This window comes from Kribbella sp. NPDC050459 (assembly GCF_040655315.1).
Classification (GTDB): domain Bacteria; phylum Actinomycetota; class Actinomycetes; order Propionibacteriales; family Kribbellaceae; genus Kribbella.
Window position 1 is genome coordinate 177,574 of record NZ_JBFAJQ010000006.1, and the last position, 22,273, is coordinate 199,846.

General features: G+C 70.5%; 20 protein-coding genes and 1 tRNA gene. 7 read left to right on the forward strand and 14 right to left on the reverse strand.

Annotated elements, in window-relative coordinates; all coding sequences use genetic code 11:
- Positions 1-3 precede the first annotated feature (3 nt).
- Both AB0I12_RS21875 and AB0I12_RS21880 read left to right on the forward strand, forming a co-directional pair.
- Complete coding sequence (locus AB0I12_RS21875) at positions 4-987, forward strand: hypothetical protein (protein WP_359932592.1); 984 nt, start codon at positions 4-6, stop codon at positions 985-987.
- A gap of 192 nt (positions 988-1,179) precedes the next feature.
- The gene (locus tag AB0I12_RS21880) at positions 1,180-1,677 is read left to right on the forward strand and encodes a DUF3145 domain-containing protein (protein WP_359932595.1); all 498 of its coding nucleotides are present in this window, start codon (positions 1,180-1,182) and stop codon (positions 1,675-1,677) included.
- A 207-nt stretch (positions 1,678-1,884) separates the two neighbouring features.
- Here the strand turns inward: AB0I12_RS21880 and AB0I12_RS21885 are convergent, their stop codons facing one another.
- The 6 genes from AB0I12_RS21885 to AB0I12_RS21910 form a co-directional block, all read right to left on the reverse strand.
- Positions 1,885-3,309: a carboxyl transferase domain-containing protein gene (locus AB0I12_RS21885; protein WP_359932598.1), complete on the reverse strand. Its 1,425-nt coding sequence runs from the start codon at positions 3,307-3,309 to the stop codon at positions 1,885-1,887.
- Between the two features lie 2 nt (positions 3,310-3,311).
- Positions 3,312-4,547, reverse strand: a complete 1,236-nt coding sequence (locus tag AB0I12_RS21890; protein WP_359932601.1) for a beta-ketoacyl-ACP synthase II — start codon at positions 4,545-4,547, stop codon at positions 3,312-3,314.
- A 154-nt stretch (positions 4,548-4,701) separates the two neighbouring features.
- Positions 4,702-4,950: an acyl carrier protein gene (locus AB0I12_RS21895; RefSeq protein ID WP_130380551.1), complete on the reverse strand. Its 249-nt coding sequence runs from the start codon at positions 4,948-4,950 to the stop codon at positions 4,702-4,704.
- A 77-nt stretch (positions 4,951-5,027) separates the two neighbouring features.
- Positions 5,028-6,017 carry a beta-ketoacyl-ACP synthase III gene (locus AB0I12_RS21900; RefSeq protein WP_359932605.1) on the reverse strand — a complete coding sequence of 330 codons (990 nt, stop codon included), beginning with the start codon at positions 6,015-6,017 and terminating at the stop codon, positions 5,028-5,030.
- Positions 6,014-7,207, reverse strand: coding sequence for an acyltransferase domain-containing protein (locus AB0I12_RS21905; protein WP_359932608.1), 1,194 nt, complete (start codon positions 7,205-7,207; stop codon positions 6,014-6,016). Before AB0I12_RS21905 ends, AB0I12_RS21900 begins: the two co-directional genes overlap by 4 nt.
- 79 nt (positions 7,208-7,286) lie before the next feature.
- On the reverse strand, positions 7,287-8,501 hold the full coding sequence (locus AB0I12_RS21910; RefSeq protein ID WP_359932611.1) for a helix-turn-helix domain-containing protein: 1,215 nt from the start codon (positions 8,499-8,501) through the stop codon (positions 7,287-7,289).
- Between the two features lie 34 nt (positions 8,502-8,535).
- Here AB0I12_RS21910 and AB0I12_RS21915 point away from each other — a divergent pair, with 34 nt between their 5' ends.
- Together AB0I12_RS21915 and AB0I12_RS21920 are read left to right on the forward strand one after the other, a co-directional pair.
- A complete protein-coding gene (locus AB0I12_RS21915; protein WP_359932614.1) occupies positions 8,536-9,579 on the forward strand; it encodes a PHP domain-containing protein in 1,044 nt (347 codons plus the stop codon).
- The gene (locus tag AB0I12_RS21920) at positions 9,576-10,583 is read left to right on the forward strand and encodes a pirin family protein (RefSeq protein WP_359932617.1); all 1,008 of its coding nucleotides are present in this window, start codon (positions 9,576-9,578) and stop codon (positions 10,581-10,583) included. Before AB0I12_RS21915 ends, AB0I12_RS21920 begins: the two co-directional genes overlap by 4 nt.
- Here AB0I12_RS21920 and AB0I12_RS21925 read toward each other — a convergent pair.
- Both AB0I12_RS21925 and AB0I12_RS21930 read right to left on the reverse strand, forming a co-directional pair.
- Complete coding sequence (locus tag AB0I12_RS21925) at positions 10,558-11,082, reverse strand: hypothetical protein (protein WP_359932620.1); 525 nt, start codon at positions 11,080-11,082, stop codon at positions 10,558-10,560. The genes AB0I12_RS21920 and AB0I12_RS21925 overlap by 26 nt on opposite strands.
- A gap of 35 nt (positions 11,083-11,117) precedes the next feature.
- Complete coding sequence (locus AB0I12_RS21930; protein WP_359932623.1) at positions 11,118-11,759, reverse strand: TetR family transcriptional regulator; 642 nt, start codon at positions 11,757-11,759, stop codon at positions 11,118-11,120.
- A gap of 50 nt (positions 11,760-11,809) precedes the next feature.
- Between AB0I12_RS21930 and AB0I12_RS21935 the strand changes: the two genes are divergently transcribed.
- Positions 11,810-13,306, forward strand: a complete 1,497-nt coding sequence (locus AB0I12_RS21935; protein WP_359932626.1) for an FAD-dependent monooxygenase — start codon at positions 11,810-11,812, stop codon at positions 13,304-13,306.
- Here AB0I12_RS21935 and AB0I12_RS21940 read toward each other — a convergent pair.
- The 5 genes from AB0I12_RS21940 to aceE form a co-directional block, all read right to left on the reverse strand.
- A complete protein-coding gene (locus AB0I12_RS21940) occupies positions 13,291-14,925 on the reverse strand; it encodes a helix-turn-helix transcriptional regulator (protein WP_359932629.1) in 1,635 nt (544 codons plus the stop codon). The genes AB0I12_RS21935 and AB0I12_RS21940 overlap by 16 nt on opposite strands.
- A 33-nt stretch (positions 14,926-14,958) precedes the next feature.
- Positions 14,959-16,044: an NAD(P)/FAD-dependent oxidoreductase gene (locus AB0I12_RS21945; protein ID WP_359932632.1), complete on the reverse strand. Its 1,086-nt coding sequence runs from the start codon at positions 16,042-16,044 to the stop codon at positions 14,959-14,961.
- On the reverse strand, positions 16,041-16,337 hold the full coding sequence (locus AB0I12_RS21950) for a hypothetical protein (protein WP_355688718.1): 297 nt from the start codon (positions 16,335-16,337) through the stop codon (positions 16,041-16,043). Before AB0I12_RS21950 ends, AB0I12_RS21945 begins: the two co-directional genes overlap by 4 nt.
- A gap of 69 nt (positions 16,338-16,406) precedes the next feature.
- Positions 16,407-17,879 carry a peptide MFS transporter gene (locus AB0I12_RS21955; RefSeq protein ID WP_359932635.1) on the reverse strand — a complete coding sequence of 491 codons (1,473 nt, stop codon included), beginning with the start codon at positions 17,877-17,879 and terminating at the stop codon, positions 16,407-16,409.
- A gap of 119 nt (positions 17,880-17,998) precedes the next feature.
- The gene (gene aceE / locus AB0I12_RS21960; RefSeq protein ID WP_359933115.1) at positions 17,999-20,725 is read right to left on the reverse strand and encodes a pyruvate dehydrogenase (acetyl-transferring), homodimeric type; all 2,727 of its coding nucleotides are present in this window, start codon (positions 20,723-20,725) and stop codon (positions 17,999-18,001) included.
- Positions 20,726-21,022: 297 nt separating this feature from the next.
- On the opposite strand from aceE, the gene AB0I12_RS21965 reads away from it, so the two are divergent.
- A complete protein-coding gene (locus AB0I12_RS21965; RefSeq protein WP_359932638.1) occupies positions 21,023-21,466 on the forward strand; it encodes a DUF3052 domain-containing protein in 444 nt (147 codons plus the stop codon).
- Positions 21,463-21,933: a peroxiredoxin gene (locus AB0I12_RS21970; RefSeq protein ID WP_359932641.1), complete on the forward strand. Its 471-nt coding sequence runs from the start codon at positions 21,463-21,465 to the stop codon at positions 21,931-21,933. Before AB0I12_RS21965 ends, AB0I12_RS21970 begins: the two co-directional genes overlap by 4 nt.
- Positions 21,934-21,993: 60 nt before the next feature.
- Here AB0I12_RS21970 and AB0I12_RS21975 read toward each other — a convergent pair.
- Positions 21,994-22,067: transfer RNA gene (locus AB0I12_RS21975), tRNA-Val, on the reverse strand.
- Positions 22,068-22,273: the final 206 nt, after the last annotated feature.

Genomic DNA, 22,273 nt, shown 5'->3' on the forward strand with positions numbered 1-22,273 from the left:
CGGGTGGAACCTCACGATTACCTGGAGACCGCGGTCGAACGCACGCCGATGTCGGGTCACGTCGGGAAGTCCGGCGCCACGCTGGAGCGGCTCGTGCTGGCGGACGGCCGGCGCCTCGTCGTGAAGCGGTCCTCGCCCGATACCGACCTGCTGATGGCGCTGTCGGGCGACTCGTTCGGGCGCGAATACCTGATGTGGTCGAGCGGAGTGCTCGACCAGCTTCCGCCCGCGGTCGGGCATGCGATCGTCGACGGCTGGCAGGACGGTGACGTCACTGTCCTGGTGATGCGCGACCTGGGCGATGCCGTACTCAGCTGGGACGACCGGCTCAGCCGGGAACAGTGCCGCCGGCTGTTCGCCGCGGTCGGTTCGATGTACGACGGGTTCCTGGGCCGTGTCCCGTCCAGCCTCACTCCGCTGACGACCCTGGTCGGCATGTTCACGCCGGATCGCGTGCGGCGGCATGCCGGCGGTGACAACCCGTTGCCGGGACTGGTCCTGCGCGGCTGGGACCTGTTCCCCGGCATGGTGCCGCCCGACGTCGCCGAACCGGTGCTCCGGCTGCTCGCCCAGCCCGGACCGCTGGTGAAGGCGTTGCAGGCCCGGCCCTGCACGCTGGTGCACGGCGACCTCGCGACCGTCAACATGGCGTTCGAGAAGGAGCGGCTGACGTTGCTCGACTGGAGCATGCCGGCGGAGGCGCCGGCCGCGCTCGACCTGGCGAGGTTCCTGGCCGGCTGCGCCTCGGTGGTCGACGCGACCCGCGAGCAGGTGATCGACGACTTCCGCGAACTGGTCGAAGCCGGCCGCGACGAGCCGGCCCTCCGCCTGGCCCTGCTGGCCGGCCTGCTCTGGCTCGGCTGGAACAAGGCCCTGGATGCAGCCGAGCACGAGGACCCGGCGATCCGTGCCCGCGAGCGGGCCGACCTCGACTGGTGGGCCGACGAAGCCCGCCGAACCCTGGCCGCGGGTCTGCTGACCGCCTGAGGTTCGCGACACGACGGTGATGTAGTTGACACGGCGAGGTTACTGGTGTTCCAGGGGGCGGTGGTGCAAGATGTACAGAAGTTTCGCGGGGTGTCTTGTGGTGCCCTGTAGAACTGTAAAGAGACTGATCCGCCGGATCGACGGCTGTTCGAGAACGCTGGGGAAGGCGCCCCTCGAGCACAGGAGGTCCCGGTGGCGACGACTCGTGGCGTTCTGTACGTCCACACGGTGCCGTCAGCGTTGTGCCCGCATGTCGAGTGGGCCGCGGGCGGCATCCTTGGCGTGCCTGTGAAACTGGATTGGACCCCGCAGCCGGCGGCCCAGGGCACCTACCGGGCCGAGCTGTCCTGGCAGGCCGAGGGCGGTACCGCGGCCAAGCTGGCCTCCGCCCTGCGCGGCTGGCAGAAGCTGCGGTTCGAGGTCACCGAGGAGCCGAGCAACGGCGCCGAGGGCGAGCGCTACTCGTTCACGCCCGAGCTCGGGATCTTCCACGCGACCACCGGCGTGCACGGCGACATCATGGTGCCCGAGGAGCGGTTGAAGGCCGCGATGCTGAAGGCGGCGAGCGGCGAGGCCGACCTGACCGAGGAGGTCGAGCGTTTGCTCGGTCGCCCGTGGGACGACGAGCTCGAACCGTTCCGGTACGCCGGCGACGGCGCCCCGGTCCGCTGGCTGCATCAGGTCGTCTGAACGGATCCTGAGAACTTCAGAAGAAACCTGTGAAAGCCGGGACAGCGCCGAACTTTTCGATGAGACTGAGCATCAGACGTCATACAAGGGTGGGAGGGGCCGTGGCCGCTGGGCCACCGGGTGTCGGGACACCCCCGGTGGTTGTCTAACAACAGCGGCCGCACCACGTGAAGGGCACGAACCCGAGGGTTCGTGCCCTTCAGCCGTCTACAGCGGAATGTTGCCGTGGTTGCCGCGGATACGGCCGTCCGCCTCGGCCCCCGCCAGCGCTGCGGCCAGTGCGGTGCGGGTGCGGGTGGGCTCGACGACCTCGTCGACGACGCCGATCTCGCGGGCCCGGTCGATGCCTCCGGCAATCTTCTCGTGCTCCGCGGCGAGCTCGGCCTCGACCTGCGGACGGAGCTCGGGAGGCACCTCGGCGAGCTTGCGCCGGTGCAGGACGCGGACCGCCGCGACCGCGCCCATCACGGCCACCTCGGCGCGCGGCCAGGCGAACACCCGGGTCGCGCCCAGCGAGCGGGCGTTCATCGCGATGTACGCCCCGCCGTACGTCTTGCGGGTCACCAGCGTCACCCGCGGTACGACGGACTCCGCGAACGCGTGCAGCAGTTTGGCGCCGCGCCGCACGACACCGTCCCACTCCTGACCGACGCCGGGCAGGTAGCCGGGGACGTCGACCAGGACGACGAGCGGTACGCCGAACGCGTCGCACATCCGCACGAACCGGGACGCCTTCTCCGCGGACAGGGCGTCGAGGCAACCACCGAGGCGGAGCGGGTTGTTGGCGATCACGCCGACCGTGCGGCCGCCGAGGCGGCCGAGCGTCGTGACGATGTTCGGCGCCCAGCGCTGGTGAAGCTCGACGGAGGTTCCCTCATCGAGCACCCCTCCGACCAGCGGATGGACGTCGTACGCGCGCTTGGCCGACTCGGGCAGGAACCCGGACAGGTCGAGGTCGGGGATGTCCGTGGCCACGGACCCCTGGTTGGCGAGCAGATCGGTGAGGCGACGGGCCTGCTCGAGGGCGTCGGCCTCGGTGTCGGTGGTGATGTGGACGACGCCCGACCGCCGGCCGTGCGGCTCGGGGCCGCCGAGCCGGAGCATGTCGACGTCCTCGCCGGTGACCGAGCGGACCACGTCCGGGCCGGTCACGAAGATCCGGCCCTCCGGACCCAGCACGACCACGTCGGTCAGCGCCGGTCCGTACGCCGCTCCGCCCGCCGCCGGGCCGAGGACGACGGAGATCTGCGGGATCTTCCCGGACGCCTGTGTCATCGCGTAGAAGATCTTGCCGACCGCGTGCAGGCTGAGCACGCCTTCGGCCAGCCGGGCGCCGCCGGAGTGCCACAGGCCGATGATCGGCACCTGCTCGGCCCGCGCGACGTCGTACGCCTTGACGACGACGTCGCAGCCCTCGTCGCCCATCGCGCCGCCCATCACGGTCGCGTCGGAGCAGAACGCCACGACCGCCGCGCCGGCGATCGTCCCGCGGGCCGCGACCATCCCCGACAGGTTGTCGGGGGTGATCAGCTCCAGGCTGCCCGGATCGAGCAGCGTGGTGAGCCGGCTGACCGGGTTCCGCGGGTCCTGCTCGCGTGGAAGCTTGGCAGGCTTCGCCGGGGCAACGGTCATCGCTACACCGACTTGAAGGCGATGGCGGCGTTGTGGCCGCCGAAGCCGAACGAGTTGTTCAGCGCGGCGATGTCGCCGTCGGGCAGCTTGCGCTGCTCGGTCGCGACATCCAGCTCGATCTGGTCGTCGAGCTTGTCGATGTTGATGGTCGGCGGCGAGACCCGGTTCTTCAGCGCGAGCACGGTGGCGACCGACTCGACCGCGCCGGCGCCGCCGAGCAGGTGGCCGATCATCGACTTCGGCGCGGTGGCGACCGCGTGGTCGGCGTCCTTGCCGAGCGCCTGCCGGATCGCGATCGACTCGGCGATGTCGCCCTGCGGCGTCGAGGTGGCGTGGGCGTTGATGTGGAAGATGTCGGCCGGCGTCAGGTCGCCCTCGGACAGCGCCCGCTCCATCGCCCGGCGGGCGCCGGAACCGGTCGGGTCGGGCTGTGCGATGTCGTGGCCGTCGGCGGAGATGCCGGCGCCGGCGAGCTCGGCGTAGATCTTCGCGCCGCGCGCCTTGGCGTGCTCGTACGACTCCAGGATCAGGATTCCGGCGCCCTCACCGAGCAGGAACCCGTCGCGGTCCACGTCCCACGGACGCGACGCCTTCTCCGGCTCGTCGTTGCGCTTGCTGAGCGCCTGCATCATCCCGAACGCGGCCAGCGGCAGCGCCATGATCGCGCCCTCGGAGCCGCCCGCGATCACGACGTCCGCGCGGCCGAGCCGGATCTGGTCCAGGCCCAGCCAGATCGCCTCGTTGCCGGAGGCGCACGCCGAGACCGGGGTGTGCACACCGGCCTTCGCGCCGAACTCCAGGCTGACGTAGGCGGCCGACGAGTTCGGCATCAGCATCGGGATCGCCAGCGGCGACACCCGGCGCGGGTTGGACCGCAGGGCGTCGTAGTTCGCCAGGGTGGTGTGCAGGCCGCCGATACCGGACGCGACCGCCACGCCCAGCCGCTCCTTGTCGAGCCCGGAGTCCGCCAGGCCGGAGTCGGCCCAGGCCTCGCGGGCGGCGACGACGGCGAGCTGCGCGGTCCGGTCGAGGCGGCGGGCCTTGACCCGCTCGATGACCTCGGTCGGCTCGACCGCGGCCGGCGCGGCGATCTGCACCGCCAGGTTCTGCACCCACTCGTCGGTCAGCCGCCGCGCGCCGGAGCGGCCCGCCAGCAGTCCTTCCCAGGTGCTGGTCACGTCGCCCCCGAGCGGGGTCGTGGCACCGAGCCCAGTGATGACGACCCGGGTCTTCGACATGGTTACCTCATCCTTCACATGAGAGATCTGCGGTTGGGAGCGAGGGGTGGTACAACAGGGGTACAACAGGGGTACTTCAGGGGTACTTCAGAGGTACTGCGTGGTGCTCATCGGGGTGACCCGATGAGCACCGGGGCCAGCACGGTGACGGAGGTCAGCCGTTCTGGGCGCGCTCGATGAACGCGACGGCGTCGCCGACGGTCTTGAGGTTCTTGACCTCGTCGTCGGGGATCTTCACGTCGAACTTCTCCTCGGCGGCCACCACGACCTCCACCATGGAGAGCGAGTCGACGTCGAGGTCGTCGGTGAAGGACTTGTCCAGCTGGACGTCCTCGACCGGGATGCCGGCGATCTCGTTCACGATCTCGGCGAGGCTGGAACGGATCTCTTCGGTGCTGGCCATTTCTTGGGTTCCCTTTCGGATTTCTGCTGGTTGCTTCAGCCGGTGCGGCCACCTGAGCCGCCCCGGACAACTATGAACTACGGCAGCCGGATCACCTGGGCGGCGTACACCAGGCCAGCGCCGAAGCCGATGATCAGCGCGAGGTCGCCGCTCTTGGCCTCGCCGGCCTCGCGCATCGCGGTGATCGCGAGCGGGATCGAGGCCGCCGAGGTGTTGCCCTGACGCTCGATGTCGCGGGCGACCTTGACGTGCTCGGGCAGCTTCAGCGTGCGGCGCATCGCGTCGGTGATCCGCATGTTCGCCTGGTGCGGGACGAACAGGTCGAGCTGCTCGGCCTTCACCCCGGCGACGTCCAGCGCCTGCTGCGCGGTCTTCGCCATCTCGAATGACGCCCAGCGGAACACCGGGTTGCCGTCCATCGTCAGGTGCGGCCAGTTGTGGTTGCCGTGCACCTCCTGCCAGGACTCCTTCTGGCTGATCACCTGGTGCTGCGTGCCGTCCGAGCCCCAGACCACCGGGCCGATCCCCGGTTCGTCGGTCGGCCCGACGATCGCGGCGCCGGCGCCGTCGGCGAAGATGAACGCCGTACTGCGGTCCGTGCGGTCGGTCAGGTCGCTGAGCCGCTCGACGCCGATCGCGAGCACGTACTTCGCGCTGCCGCCGCGGACCAGGTCGTTGGCCAGCGCGACGCCGTAGCAGAAGCCCGCGCAGGCGGCCGACACGTCGAAGGCCGCGGCCGTCGGGGCGCCGACCTCGACCGCGATCCGGGTCGCGATCGCCGGCGTCTGGTACAGGTGCGTGACGGTCGAGACGATCACGCAGCCGATGTCGGCCGGGTCGATGCCGGACTCGGCGATCGCGTCCTTGGCCGCGTGCACCGACATCATCAGGACGGTCTCGTCCGCCTCGGCCCAGCGCCGCTCCTTGATCCCGGAGCGGGTCTGGATCCACTCGTCGCTGGAGTCGATGTGCTCGAGGATCTCCGAGTTCGGTACGACGCGGCGCGGCCGGTAGGAGCCGATGCCGAGGATGCCGGCGTACGTCGCGCCGGTCGACGCGGTGATCATGCCGGGGTCCCGGCGGGGTGCAGGCGGACCAGCGGCTGGCCGGGGGAGACCGGGTCGCCTTCCTCGACGAGCCACTCGACCACGATGCCGCCGTGCGGCGCGGTCACGTCGACCTCGTCGCGGAGGCTGCTGACCTTCGCGACGACCTCGCCGGCGCCCACATGGTCACCGGTCTCGCGACCGGTCTGCGCCGCGCGGCTGAAGGTGCCCTTGATCGGGGCGACGAGCAGCCGCCACGTCGGCGTGGCGTCGATCTCGGACGGGCTGCCGTGCTTGTCGACGAACGCACGGGCGTCGTCGAGCTGGTCCGGCGTCTTGAGCGCGAACGTCTCGACGCCCTTGAGGGCGCGGCGCGCGATCCCGGTCAGCGTGCCCGCCGGCGGCAGCTCCAGGATGCCGGTCACCTCGAGGTCGGACATCGTCTGCATGCACAGGTCCCAGCGGACCGGCGCGTTCACCTGGGTGACGAGCCGCTGCAGGACGTCCCGGCCGTCGTGGACGACGTGGCCGTCGCGGTTCGAGATCAGGCGGGTCCGCGGGTCGTGGGTGCTGATCGCGGTCGCGTACTTCGCCAGCGTCTGCACGGCCGGCTCCATGTGCCGGGTGTGGAACGCGCCGGCGACCGACAGCGGGATCAGCCGGGCCTTCGCCGGCGGGTCGGCGGCCAGCGCCTCGAGCTCCGCGACGGTGCCGGCGGCAACGATCTGGCCGGGGCCGTTGTCGTTGGCCGGGGTCAGGCCGTGCTCGGCGAGCTTGGCCAGGATCTCGTCGCGGTCGCCGCCCAGCACCGCGGTCATCGAGGTCGGCGTCAGCGCGGCCGCGGCGGCCATCGCCTTGCCGCGCTCGCGGACCAGGACCATCGCCTGCTCGGCGGTCAGGACGCCGGTGCCGGCCGCGGCGGCGAGCTCGCCGACGCTGTGCCCGGCGACCGCGCCGACCTTCGCGAAGGCGTCGGCGGGGTGCGGGAAGACCGCCAGCGCGGCCAGCATGCTGGAGGCGACCAGCAGCGGCTGCGCGATCGCGGTGTCCCGGATCGTGTCCGCGTCGGCTTCGGTGCCGTAGTGGGCGAGGTCGAGACCGGCGACCGCGGAGAGCCAGTTCAGCCGGCTCTCGAACACGGGATCGGCCAGCCACGGCTCGAGGAAACCTGGGGTCTGGGCACCCTGACCGGGCGCGACGATGACGAGCACGTGACAACTCTCCCTCAGCCGGGCCCGCCGCGAGCCGCACGGCGAGCACGAATTCTACCGGGCCGCTTTTGTGGAGATCCTACAAAACGGTGGATCCGGGCTCGGGATGCAGCAGGCGACCCAAGGTCAGTGCGACACGCAGTGTGAAACTGTCGCGGGGATTCAGCGGGTTGTAGCCCGTGAGGTCCGCCACACGCTTCAGCCGGTACCGCACGGTGTTGGCGTGGATGAACATCGCCCGGGCGGTCGCCTCGATCGAGCCGCCGGAGTCCAGGTACGCCGAGACCGTGTCGAGGAGCACGCCGTCGCCCACGGTGAGCGGGCCGTAGACCTCGGTCGCGAGCTGGCGGCGGGCGTGGCCGTCTCCGGAGAGTGACCGCTCCGGGAGCAGATCGTCGGCCGGCACCGGTCGCGGGGCGCCCGGCCAGGCCGCCGCGGCGCGCAGACCGGCGACGGCGGCGCGGGCCGAGGTCACGGCCGACATCAGGTCTTTCACGACCGGCCCGACGACGATCGGGCCGGGTCCAAACCAGCGGGCGAGTTTTTGTACGGTCTCGACAGGTTGGCTCGTACCGCCGAGTACGACGACCAGCCGGTCGCCCTGGATCGCGCACAGTGCGTCAGCGCCCGCCTCGCGGGCCGCGTGCCGGACCATGTCCGCGACGTTCGAGCCGGTGTTGCTCGCCGGCGGCGTCTCGGCGACCGGGGCGCGGCCGACCACCACCGCGACCTCGGCCGATCCCGTCGTACCGACGGTTCCGGTCCAGCCGAGCGCCGAGGCGCGCGAGCGGACCGACTCGTCGGCCTCGCCGCGGATCACGGAGTCGACGAGCAGGGCCTCGAGCCGGGCGTCCCAGGCGCCGCGCATCTCGGCGGCCTGCGCGTAGACGGTCGCGGCGGCGAACGCGACCTCGCGGGCGTACCGCTGCATGGCCTCGTGGACTATCGGCACGTCGTCCGGCGGCAGCAGGGTGCCGATGGTGTTCTCGATGGTCTCGATCGTGGTGCGGACCAGGTCGACGGTCTGGTGCAGCGAGATCACCCGGGTGAACTCGCGCGGCGCGGATCCGAAGATCCGGGTCGGCATCGACGAGTGCGCCTCGGGGTCGCGGAACCACTCGACGAACGCGGAGATCCCGGACTGCGCGACCAGGCCGATCCAGGACCGGTCCTGCGCGGACAGCGTCGCGAACCACGGCAGCTTCGCGTCCATCGCCGCCATCGCGGCGGTCGCCAGCGCACCGGTCGCGTTCTGCAACCGCTCGGCCCGCGCCAGATGTGCCTTCGTCACCACGCCCAGACCATACGCGCACTGCCATGATGGGCGTATGACGGACAAGGCGGGTGTGGCGGACGCGATCGAGGCGTTGCGGGCGATCGGGTACTACCTCGAGCGCGACCGGCAGCCGACGCACCGGGTGAAGGCGTACCGGCGGGCCGCCGACACGATCGCCGCGCTGCCGGCCACCGAGGTGCGGGCGCGGCGCCGGGCCGGGACGCTCACCGAGCTCCCGGGGATCGGGCCGAAGACCGAAGCCGTGATCGTCGAGGCGATGGACGGCGCCACACCGTCGTACCTGGTGAAGCTGGAGGAGGCGGCGGGTGAGCTGACCACGGCCGGCAAGGGCCTGCGCGCCGACCTGAAGGCGGACCTGCACCTGCACTCGGAGTGGTCGGACGGCGGCAGCCCGATCGAGGAGATGGCCCGTACGGCGCACCGGCTGGGACACTCCTACATCGCGCTCACCGATCACTCGCCGCGGCTGACCGTCGCCAACGGGCTGTCCCGCGAGCGGCGCCTGCAGCAGCTCGAGGTCGTTGCCGAGCTCAACAAGAAGCTGCAGGACGAACTGGACGGCTTCACGATCCTGAACGGGATCGAGGTCGACATCAACGAGGACGGCACGCTCGACTGCGACTCCGAGATCCTCGCCCGGCTCGACGTCGTGGTGGCCAGTGTGCACTCCAAGCTCCGGATGGCCTCGGAGCCGATGACCGAGCGGATGGTCCGCGCCATCGCGAACCCGCACGTGGACGTCCTGGGGCACTGCACCGGCCGGCTGATCACCGGCGGTCGCGGAACCCGTCCGGAGTCGGAGTTCGATGCCGAGGTGGTGTTCGAGGCGTGCCGCCAGTTCGGGACGGCGGTCGAGATCAACTCCCGCCCCGAGCGGCTCGACCCGCCGAAGCGGCTGCTCGCGATGGCGGTCGAGATGGACTGCCTGTTCTCGATCGACACCGACGCGCACGCCCCCGGCCAGCTCGACTGGCAGGTCTACGGCTGCGAGCGCGCCGAGGACTGCGGCGTCACCGCCGACCGCGTCGTCAACACCTGGGACCAGCAACAACTTCTCGAATGGACAGCATCATGAGCGACTTGGAGAAGGACCCGGCCGAGGTCCTGGGATTCGCGGACTGTGAGGGGCCCGCGCTGGAGATGCTCGAGGGCCGGGAGGTCGTGCTGGGGCGGTCCACCACGGTCCGCCGGCTGCTGCCGAACAAGAACCGGCGGATGGTCGGCGCGTGGTGCTTCGTCGACCACTACGGGCCGGACGACCTGACCCGGCGCGTCGACTCCTACGACGTACCGGGGGAGCGCGGTATGCAGGTCCCGCCGCACCCGCACACGAGTCTGCAGACCGTGAGCTGGTTGTTCGAGGGCGAGATCGAGCACCGCGACAGCGTCGGGTCGCACGCCCTCGTCCGCCCCGGCGAGCTGAACATCATGACCGCCGGCAACGGGATCGCGCACTCCGAGGTGTCCACGCCGGACGCGCCGCCGAAGCTGCACGGCGCCCAGCTGTGGGTCGCGCTCCCGGATGCTGTTCGTACGACGACCCCGCCCGCCTTCAACGCGTACGCCGACCTGCCGCGGCTCGACCTCGACGGCGCGCAGGTGACGGTGATGATCGGGACCGTCGCCGGGGTCACCTCGCCCGCACCGGCGTACACCCCGCTGGTCGGGGCCGACGTCACGGTCGCGCCGGGGCGGTCCCTGACGCTCCCGCTGACCCCGTCCAACGAGTACGCCGTCCTCGTGGTCGACGGATCGCTGGCGGTCGGGGACCTGACGCCGGGCTTCGGCGAGATGGTCTACCTGGGGGCCGGCCGGGACGCGATCGACCTGGTCGCCGCCGAGGGCGGTGTGCGGTTCCTGCTGCTCGGCGGCGAACCGTTCGAGGAGCAGCTGGTGATGTGGTGGAACTTCATCGGCCGCACCCACGAGGAGATCGTCGCCGCCCGGGACGCCTGGCAGGCCGCGATCGATGCTGCGGGCAACGACCGCTTCGGCATGGTCCCGGGCTACGACGGCGATCCGCTGCCGGCCCCGCCGCTGCCCGCGACCACACTCAGACCGCGACCGCGGGCACGCTGACCCGGCGCCGGTAGTAGGCCCAGGTGAGGACCAGCAGCGACGGGCCCCACAGCTGCAAGGGCGCGTAACACGTGATCATCAGCGCTGCCCACGGCGTGCTGGAGAAGGGGATGAACTCCTTCGAGAACACGTCGCGGAAGCCGTAGGTCCAGATCGCGATCAGGCTCAGCGCCCCGAGCACCGCGGGGACGATCGCGGCGTACGGCGCGACCCGACGGCCGCCGATGAACGGGATCCACCGCGGAACGATCTCGCCCCACCGGCTGACCAGGCCGAGCGCGGTCAGCGCGACGAGCTCGGAGAAGATCGTCAGACAGACCACGTACAGCTTCTGACCGAACCCGATCAGGTGCGCCGGCTGGCGGGCGTCGTCGAGCATGCCCATCGACGAGCCGAAGACCAGTCCGAGTCGCCACAGGCCGGACGGCAGGGTGAGGAAGGGGATCGCGTGCGCGAGGCGGTAGGCCCAGCGCGGGACGGGACGCTCTGTTGTGCTCACGTCCCGAGCATCCGCCCGACCGGTACGTCGCTACCTCACCCGTCGGAGTGAACTCGATCCCTCCCAGGACCGATTCCCTGCTCCAGGACGTCGAACGCGCGGTCGATCACGGTGACCTGGTCGGCCTGCACCTGCGCGAGGTCGTCGCCGGCGATGATCCGTGCGACCGAGGTGTGGTAGATCGTCGTGAGGGTCGCCGTGAGCAGATTGGCGACCAGGCGAGCGCCGAGCTCGTCGCCGGTCTCGGCTGCCAGCACCCCGGCCAGCATCGCGGCGATCTCGTGTTCCTGTTCGATGCTGCGGCTGACGAGCGCGGGACTGGACTCGAGCACGCTCCAGAAGCCGCGCACGCCCTCGATCGCGCCCGACAGGGGATGGCGCGCGGCCAGCAGTTCGTGCTGGTACCGGCGCATGGCGACCGCGACGGGCTCACCGGCCGGCCGGTCGCGGACGACGGCCTCGAGCTCGCGCAGCCGGTCGTCGTGCCGGTCCAGGAACAGGTCTTCCTTGCGCGGGAAGTAGTTGAAGACCGTCATCTTGGACACCCCGGCCGCATCGGCGATCTCCGCGACCGTGACGGCGTCGAACCCGCGCCGCACGAACAGCCCGGTGGCGACGTCGGAGATCATCCGCCGGGTCGCCTGCTTCTTGCGTTCGCGCAGCCCTTGCTCGGCCATGGCAGGAATTATACTGGACCAAATTTTATACTCGGTCTAATATTCGTGCCATGGACAACCGAGATGTGGTGATCGCCGGCGGCGGGCCGGTCGGGCTGATGCTCGCCGGTGAGCTGGCGCTGGCCGGAGTGGGCGTGCTGGTCGTGGAGCGGCTGCGGGAGATCGACCCGACGATCAAGGCCGGTTCGATCAACGTGCCGACCGCCGAGGCGCTGTATCGGCGCGGGATGCTGCCGGCTCTGCACGAGCACCAGCGGCAGGCGTTCGAGCAGATGAAGGCGTTCCGGGCCGGGAAGGGCCCGAGCGGCCCGCCGCCGGCCGGGCACTTCGCCGGGATCATGGTCAGCTCGGCCGGTGTGCACTTCGACGATCCCGCTTTCCGGGACGCCGGACCCGCGCGGTCGGTCTTCGCGGTCGGGCAGCAGGCGCTCGAGTCGATCCTCGGCGCCCGGGCCGCCGAGCTCGGTGTCGAGATCCGGCGCGGGACCGAGGTCACCGGGTTCGACGCCGACGACGATGGCGTCACCGTCCGGTTGGGCGACGACGTGATGCGCGCGGGCTGGCTGGTCGGTTGTGACGGCGGACGCAGTCTGGTGCGCAAGCTGGCCGGCTTCGAGTTCCCGGGCACCGAGCCCGCGATCACGGGCCGCCAGGCGATCGTGGATCTGGAGAGTGCCGAAGGCCTGCAGCGGAGCTGGAACTACACGCCGACCGGTCTCTACGCCCACGGTCCGGTCCCGGGACGCGTGCTGACCGTCGAGTTCGACGGCCCGCCGGAGGATCGCGATGCGCCGATCACCGCCGACGAGATCCAGGGCAGCCTGCGACGCGTCACCGGCGTCGACGTCACGGTCACGGCGGTGCACAGTGCGACCAGGTTCACCGACAACGCGCGCCAGGCCACGTCGTACCGCACGGGCCGGGTGCTGCTCGCGGGCGACGCGGCGCACGTGCACTCGCCGTTCGGCGGGCAGGGGCTGAACCTGGGGATCGGCGACGCGGTCAACCTCGGATGGAAGCTCGCGGCGACGATCCAGGGCACCGCGCCCGAAGGCCTGCTCGACACCTACACGACCGAGCGGCATCCGGTCGGCGCGTGGGTGCTGGACTGGACGCGGGCCCAGATCGCCTTGATGCGCACGGATTCCCGGACCGCCGCATTGCGCGACGTGGTCACCGATCTGCTCCGGACGGCGGACGGTTCGACGTACCTGGCGAAGAAGCTGTCCGGCGTCCTGCACCGCTACCCGATCGCGGGCGAGCATGAGCTCGTCGGGTCGGCCGCGCCCGATTTCGAGTTCGCGGACGGCACGCGGCTGGGGGAGTACCTGTCCGACGGCACGTCGCTGCTGCTGGACCTGTCCGACTCCGCGCAGCTGCGCGAGCTCGCATCCGAGCGGGTGCGGGTACTGACCACGAAGTACGGCGGCGACCTCACCGGCGTACTGATCCGGCCCGACGGGTATGTCGCCTGGGCCGCGGCGGACGGGGCCGTGGCGGGGCTGGACGAGGCGTTGTCGACCTGGGTGCCTCAGATCAGGTCGTGATCGCGGGCGTAGGCGGCGGCCGCCGTCCGTGACGGTACGTCCAGCTTGGCGAAGATGTTGGTGAGGTGCCGGGCGACGGTCTTGTCGCTCAGCACCAGCCGGTGCGCGATCTCGGCATTGCTGTTGCCGACAGCAACCAGTCGGAGGACGTCCAGCTCCCGTCCGGTGAGCCCGCCCGCCGTACTCCGGCCGAGCAGTTTCTCGGTCTCCTGACGCGCCGGCGCCGCACCGATCTCGGCGAAGGACCGGCAGGCGGCGGTGAACTCCGCCGCCGCCGAGTCCTCGTCGCCGAGCAGCCGCACCGCGCGCCCGACCAGCACCTTCGCGCGCGCCACCTCGTACGGCGCCCGCAGCTCGTCCCACAACCGCGCCGCCGTCCGGGCGTGCGGCAGCGCCCTGTCCGGATCGTCGTCGGCCAACGCCACCAAGGCCGAGCAGTACGCCGCCGACGCCCGCAACCCCGCACAGCCGAAACCCTGCGCGATGGCGGCCAACTCGTCCGCGGCAGCCTCCGCGTCCGACCGTGCGTCACCGGCCAGCAACACCTCGACTGCCCCCGCCAGCAATCGCGACCGGTGAACCGGGTCACCCGTCTCCGTCAGCAGCCGGCGGACGGCGGCGAGCGCACCCGGCACGCGTCCCCGCGCGACCATCAGCAGCGCCCGTCCCGGCTGCGCCTCGTACCCGAACCCGGCCGCCTCGTCGTACGACGCCTCCGCTGCCGCAACGTCGCCACGGATTCGCAGTACGTCGCCCCGCTCGGCCAGCGCGAGGCCGGCCGCGGCCTGGGAACCCGACGCCGCGTACCGGCGGCAGGCGTCCTCGAACTCGGCCAGCGCCTCCGGGTACGCCGCGTGCACCCGCAGGATCTGACCGCGATGCACCGCGCACTGCCCGGTGAACGGAACCAGGTCGGGCTGACTGTCGCACCAGCGCGTCAGCGCCGTCGTCCACGCGGACGCACGGGCGAAGTCCAGAACTTCCTGGCAGGCTTCGATCATCGCGCAGTACACGTTGCCCGCGAAGATCGGCGACAGCTCACCGGCCGCGACGGCGACCATCGCCTCGTCCAGCAGGGCGAGCCCCTCCGGCACCCGCCCGGAGTACATCAGCAGCCTGCCTTTGCACACGAGGCTCTGGGCCAGCAGATCGGGATCGGCGTGCCGGCGGGCGATGCCGATCATGTCCTCGCTGACCGCGAGCGCGCCGGGGAAGTCGCCACGGTCCAGGCACCGGAAGAAGTCGTGGACGCGCAGGTAGCCGCGTTCGAGCACGTCGTCCGGCTGGTCCGCGAGCAGCCGCTGGGCGCGCGCGGCCCAGCCGCTGCCGACCGCCACCTCGCCGCGGATGTTCAGCACAAGGGCCAGCCAGAAGGCGAACCGGACCGCTCCGAGCACCTCCCCGGCGTCGGTCCGCAGGCGGTAGCCGCGCTGCAGTGCGCGGATGCAGCTGTCCGTGTCGCCGAGCAGGAACGCGGCCGTGGCCAGCGTCATCAACTCGTCCGGGCCGAGGGCCGACCCCGGCTCGCCGTCCACCGTGGCGAGCCGGTCGTACGCCGAAGCCCAGTCCCGCCGCTCGTACGCGGACCGGGCTCGCTGCAGATCGTCGACAATGCCCATCCGTGCCCCTTGAGGTGAGCATGCGCCGTCGGGTCACGCGGCGGCAAGACTCCGGTCCGCGGCCGCGCCGGCCGCGATCCGCCGGGCGACGTACGCCGCGTCCCGGCCGACGCCCGGCAGCACCATCGAGCTGAACGCGTACTGGAAGGACAGGCCGCAGAAGAACAGCCCGGGCGCGCCCTCGGCGACACCGCGGTACTCCCGCGGCCAGCCGTCGGCACCGGTCACCGGGGTCTTGATCCAGTCGAACACCTGCCGGAACCCGGTCGCCCACACCACGTTCGCGACATCGAGCACCCGCCCGTTCGCGAGCTGTGGCCGGCCGTCCCGGACACCGGTGACCCGGTCGTGGACCCGCTCGACCCCGCGCGCGAGCAGGTCGTCCCGCTTCACCCGGATCATCGGCCCGCCGTGGAACCGAATCTCCCCCATCTCCTTGCGGCCCATCGGCGTCCGGCGCGTGAGCACGTGCCGCCAGGCGAACAGGAGCACCGGCCAGAGCAGGACCTGACCGCGCCCGCCGGGCCGGAAGGGGACCTGCCCGGGATCGCGACCGCACAGGATCGTCTCGTGCGTCTGCGCGACCTCGTACGCGATGTCGGTGCCCGAGTGCGACCCGCCGACGACGAGCACCGGCCCGTCCTTGAGCTGCTCCGGCCGGCGGTACTCCGACGAGTGCAGCTGCCGGATCGCCGGATCCAGGTCGACCGCGCAGTCCGGCAGGTACGGCGTACGCCCGAACGTGCCGGTGGCGACCACGACGTTGCCGGCGGTGAGCTGCTCGCCTCCGGTGCTGACGATCCACCGGTCGTCGATCCGCTCGAGCCTGTCCACCCGGGTGTTGTGCCGGATCGGCAGCTCGAAGTGCGCGGCGTACGACGCGAGGTAGTCGGCGACCTCGTCCTTGCCGGGGTAGTGCCACGGATCGCCCGGGAAGGGCAGGCCGGGCAGCCCGTCGTACTTCGCCGGCGAGTACAGCCGCAGGCTGTCCCAGTGCGAGCGCCACTGGTCGCCGACCTGGGCGTTGCCGTCCAGGATGAGGAACTCCTCCCCGAGCTGCTGCAGGTGGCGGCCGGTGGCGAGTCCCGCCTGCCCGGCGCCGATGACGATGGTGTTCATGCTGGTCTCCCTTCCACGTCGCGCCGCAGCGTGTGGAAGCGCAGCCACCACAACAGCATCAGCGCGGACGTCACCACGTAGAAGCCGTGCAGGATCCAGATCGGTCCCGGCGGCAGGTGCACCACGTAGATGCAATGGACGGCGTTGCCGACGTTGGCGAGCACCAGGTTGACCGGGCTGTACGACGCGAGGTCGCGGGTGCGGATCGCCTTGATCACCATCGGCAGGGCGCTCGACGCGAAGAGGATGGTGGACATCGTCCCCGCGAGAAGAGCAACGCTTGCGCCAGTCATGTCACCGACGCTAGGGACCGCGGGCGGTGCACCGCGTCGGACGGAATGCGCAACTCGCGCAGGGCGCGACTACGAGGTTTGTCGTACGTCTGTGTGCCGGCGGATCCACGGTGCGAGCGCGTAGACCGCGAACGCGACCACGATCGTCACGACCGCCAGGCCGCCGAAGTAGGCCGTGTCCGACGCGTCCTCGGTCGCCTGCACGAGCTGCGCGGTGATCGCCTGGCCCGCGGCCGGCGCCAGGAACCACAGCGCCATCATCTGGCTGAGGAACGCCCGCGGCGCCAGCACCGTCGTCGCGGCCAGGCCGACGGGGGACAGGAACAACTCGCCGAGGGTCTGGATCACGTACACGAGGACCAGCCACAGCGGCGAGGCGAGGTTGTCGCCGGCCACCGACGACGCGAGCGCCATCACCGCGAACGAGATACCGGCCAGCAGCAGCCCGGTGGCGAACTTCTGCCCGATCGACGGCCCGCGATCGCCCAGTTTGATCCAGATCACCGCGAACACCGGCGCCAGCACGATGATCGAGAACGGGTTCACCGACTGGAAGAACTCCGGCGAGATCTGCACGCCGAACAGCTCCAGCCGCGTCCGGTCGGCGGCGAACGACGTCAGCGTGGTCGCGGCCTGCTCGAACACCATGAAGAACAGCATCGCCGCGACGAACAGCGGGATGTACGCGCGGACCCGCTGCCGCTCGACGGGCGTCACCAGGGGACTGCGCAGCAGCATCACGAAGTACGCGATCGGGGCCAGGAAGCACAGATACGAGATCGCGTCCACGACCGGCTTCGGGCCGAACCCGCCGGACCGCCACGCGGACCAGGCGAACACGACCGCGAGCAGCCCGAGTACGGCGGCCGAGACCTTCAGCATCGTCGGCCGGTCCGCGGCGGTCAGCGGGTTCGGCGGGGTGTCGCCGCGGCCGTGCAGCGTGCGCCGGCCGAGCAGGTACGCGACCAGCGCCAGCGTCATCCCGACCGCGGCCGCCGCGAACGCGACGTGGAACCCGAACTCGCGGCGCAGGAACCCGACCACGAACGGCGCCGAGAACGACCCGATGTTGATCCCCATGTAGAAGATCGAGGACGCCGAGTCGCGCCGCGGGTCGTCCTGTTCGTAGAGCGTGCCGACCATCGTGGACACGTTCGGCTTCAGCAGTCCGGTGCCGAGGGCAACCAGTGCGATCCCGGCGTACGCCGGTCCGGTCGACGGCAGCGCGAGACACAGGTGGCCGGCGACGATCACGGTCCCGCCGTACAGCACCGTGCGGCGGGCGCCGAAGACGCGGTCCGCGAACCAGCCGCCGAGCACCGACAGCAGGTACACCGAGGCGCCGTAGATCGACACCACGGCCTGCCCGAGCGACTCCCCGAGCCCGAGCCCGTGCGCCTTGTCGGTCAGGTAGAGCAGCAGGATCGCGCGCATCCCGTAGTAGCTGAACCGCTCCCACAACTCGGTGGTGAACAGCGTCATCAACCCACGCGGATGCCCGAAGAACGTCTTCTCGGGGGCGGCCTGCTGCGCATCGGTCATCTACCGACCGTAGCAATCCGACTACTCAGAGAGCGATCCAGTACCGCCGTGGAGGCCGAACGGCGACGGGCCGCTCACCCCGGGTGGGATGAGCGGCCCGTCGGTCGGACGTTGCGGCGTCAGGCGCCGGCGCCTTCCTGCTTCACGCCGGCGACCGCGGTCGGGTCGTCGATGCGGTACTTGCGGGCCGCCTCGGCGGCGACCTCCGGCTTCACGTCGCCGCGCTTGGCGAGGATCTCCAGCGCCGCGACGACGATCGACTCGGCGTCCACCTGGAAATGCCGGCGGGCCGCGGCCCGGGTGTCGGCCAGGCCCCAGCCGTCGGTCCCGAGCGACGTGTAGTCGTTCGGCACCCAGCGGGAGATCTGGTCCTGCACCGCGCGCATGAAGTCGCTGACGGCCACGACCGGACCCTTGGTGTCCTTCAGTTGCTCGGTGACGAACGGCACCTGCTCCGGCTCGTCCGGGTGCAGCAGGTTGTGCTGCTCGGCGGCGACGGCGTCCCGGCGCAGCTCGTTCCACGAGGTCACCGACCAGATGTCGGCTGCCACGGAGTACTCCTCGGCGAGGATCTGCTGGGCCTTCATCACCCACGGCAGCGCGACACCGGAGGCCAGCAGCTGCACGCGCGGCGCGTCGTCGCCCTCGGCGGTCTGGTACTCGTTGAAGCGGTACATGCCCTTGAGCAGCCCCGCGACGTCGAGGTTCTCCGGCTCGGCGGGCTGCGCCACCGGCTCGTTGTAGACCGTGAGGTAGTAGAAGACGTCCTCGCCGTGCGGCTTGTCCTGGTCCAGCCCGTAGCCGTACATCCGGCGCAGGCCGTCCTTGACGATGTACGGGATCTCGTACGCGAACGCCGGGTCGTAGTGCACCGCGGCCGGGTTGGTCGAGGCCAGCAGCGGCGAGTGACCGTCCGCGTGCTGCAGTCCCTCACCGGTCAGCGTCGTACGGCCCGCGGTCGCGCCGACCAGGAAGCCGCGGCCGAGCTGGTCGCCGAGCGCCCACATCCAGTCGCCGGTGCGCTGGAACCCGAACATCGAGTAGAAGATGTAGAACGGGATCATCGGCTCGCCGTGCGTCGCGTACGCCGTACTCGCCGCGAGCACCGAGCCCATCGCGCCGGCTTCGCTGATGCCCTCGTGCAGCAGCTGGCCCGCCGTGGACTCCTTCCACGACAGCAGCAGGTTGCGGTCGACGGCGTCGTAGTTCTGCCCGTGCGGCGAGTAGATCTTCGCAGTCGGGAACATCGAGTCCATACCGAACGTGCGGTACTCGTCCGGGGCGATCGGGACGATCCGGTGACCGATCTCCGGGTCCTTCATCAGGTCCCGGAACAGCCGCACCAGCGCCATCGTGGTCGCGATCGGCGCGTGCGAGCCCTTGCTGAGCGGCTTGTACACGGCGTCGCCCGGCAGCGTCAGCGTCTTCGGCTGCACCCGGCGCTCCGGCAGCGAACCGCCGAGCTGCTTGCGCCGCTCCATCATGTACTGGTACTCCGGCGAGTCGGTGCCGGGGTGGAAATACGGCGGGTTGTACGCGTCCTCGAGGTCCTTGTCCTCGATCGGCAGGTAGAGCCGGTCGCGGAACGCCTTCAGGTCGTCCGAGGTCAGCTTCTTCATCTGGTGGGTCGCGTTGCGGCCCTCCAGCGCCTCGATCGTCCAGCCCTTGATGGTCTGGGCCAGGATCACGGTCGGCTGGCCGACGTGCTCGGTCGCGCTCTTGAACGCGGCGTACACCTTGCGGTAATCGTGACCGCCGCGCGGCAGCTTGCGCAGGTCCTCGTCGGACAGGCCGCTGACCATCTGCTGCAGCCGCTGGTCGCCGCCGAAGAAGTTGTTTCGGATGTACTCGCCGGACTCGACCGAGTACGTCTGGAACTGGCCGTCGGGCGTGGTGTTCATCTTGTTCACCAGCGCGCCGTCGTGGTCCTGGGCCAGCAGGTTGTCCCACTCGCGGCCCCAGATCACCTTGATCACGTTCCAGCCGGCGCCGCGGAAGAACGCCTCCAGCTCCTGGATGACCTTGCCGTTGCCGCGGACCGGGCCGTCCAGCTGCTGCAGGTTGCAGTTGATCACGAAGGTGAGGTTGTCGAGCTCCTCGCGCGCGGCCAGGCCGATCGCGCCGAGCGACTCCGGCTCACCCATCTCGCCGTCACCGAGGAACGCCCAGACGTGCTGCTGGCCGGTGTCCTTGATCCCGCGGTTGTGCAGGTACCGGTTGAAGCGTGCCTGGTAGATCGAGTTCAGCGCGGCCAGACCCATCGAGACGGTCGGGAACTCCCAGAAGTCCGGCATCAGCCGCGGGTGCGGGTACGACGACAGGCCCTTGTGCGGGCCGCGGGAGACCTCCTGGCGGAAACCGTCCAGGTCGTCGGTCGTCAGCCGGCCCTCGAGGAAGGCGCGCGCATACATCCCGGGGGAGGCGTGACCCTGGATGAAGATCTGGTCGCCGCCGCCCGGGTGGTCCTTGCCGCGGAAGAAGTGGTTGAAACCGACCTCGTACAGGCTCGCGGCCGACTGGTAGGTGGCGATGTGACCGCCGACCTCCAGGCCCTTGCGGTTGGCCTTGCTCACCATCACCGCGGCGTTCCACCGGATGAACGCCCGGATCCGCCGCTCGATGTGCTCGTCGCCGGGGAACCAGGGCTCACGCTCGGGCGGGATCGAGTTGATGTAGTCGGTGCTCCGCAGTGCGGGCACACCGACCTGCCGCTCCCGGGCGCGCTCGATCAGCTTGAGCATCAGGTAGCGCGCTCGCGCCTTGCCCCGTTCGTCCAGGACCGCGTCGAGCGATTCGACCCACTCCCGTGTCTCGTCGGGGTCGATGTCGGGGAGCTGGGTGGGCATCCCCTCGGTGATGATGGCTGGTGGTTCGTGTCCGGAAGCCACGGTGTCCTGCCGTTCTCTCTGGATTCTCTTCACCGCAATCCTGTCACCTGTTCGGAATGCGTTCTACTTCGCCTTCCTTTCCGGCCGGTTTCCGGCTCGCCGGGCGAGATCTGAGCGGACACGCCTTGTACCCGCCACGCGCATACCGGACACGTCACGGAACCCTGGTGCATACTTGCGCGACGCGGTAGGTCACGATGGACTACCGCTACTGAAACCTACCCCCGGGCAAGCGGGGACCACGGAGGAGGACACGTGAGCGCGACCGCGGACCACGCGGACGGTAAGGGCGGGGTGCCGAACATGGCGACCCGGCTCGGCCTGGAGGCCGGCTGGGTCGTTCAGGAGATCGGGTACGACGACGACTGCGACGACGACTTTCGGGACGCGATCCGGGAGATCACCGGGGAAGCGTTTGTCGACGAGGACACCGACGAGGTCGTCGATGTCGTGCTGCTCTGGTTCCGCGAGGACGACGGTGACCTGGTCGACGCCTTCTTCGACATCCTGACCGACCTGAAGGCCGGCGGCGTCGTCTGGCTGCTGACCCCGAAGGTCGGTCGCGACGGGTACGTCGAGACCAGCGACATCGCCGAGGCCGCGCCGGTCGCGGGCCTGGCGACGACGAGCACACTGAGCGTGACCGACGACTGGTCCGCCACCAAGCTGGTGGTCCCGAAGTCCGGTCGCCGCGGGTGACTTTCCCAGCTGCCGGCCCGGCTGCCGGCAGCCGGGCCCCCGACTTCGAGACGCGGAACCAGTACGGCGAACCGGTCCGGCTCAGCGACTACGCCGGGCGACGGGACGTCGTACTGGTCTTCTATCCGTACGCGTTCAGTCAGGTCTGCACGAGTGAGCTGGCCGCCCTCCGCGACCGGCCGGACCTGCTGGCCGCGGCGGAGTTCCTGGCCGTCTCGTGCGACCCGATGTTCACCCTCCGGGCGTACTCGGACGCCCAGCAACTCCCCTTCGGCCTGCTCACCGATTTCTGGCCGCACGGCGCGATCGCCACGTCGTACGGCGTCTTCGACGCGGCCCGAGGCTGCGCGCTCCGCGGCACCTTCGTGGTGGACCGCACCGGCGTCATCCGGTGGTCCGTCGTGAACCAGATCCCCGAGGCCCGCAACCTCGACGACTACGCGGCGGCGCTGGCAAGTCTGGGCTAGGCGACAAGCCGCCCAAGAATGCGTGGGGTTTCCGCAAGCCGCCGATGTGAAGGTGTCGGGTGGGCTGTGAGGGACTCGAACCCCCGACCCCCTCGGTGTAAACGAGGTGCTCTAACCAACTGAGCTAACAGCCCTGGTCCGCAGAACAACCCCGACCGCTGGTCGGGGTTCCATACGCTGCGGAGCGTGAGGCACGACCGTACCACCTCAACTGGGGCGGTGTGTGCGCACTGACCGGCCCGTCGGCGCACCTTCGAGAAATGTCGGCGCTCCCGGCGAGGCTGAGTGCATGCACCGCGCAATTGCCCGCTCGTACGTCGCAGTTCCGACGCAGGGAGTC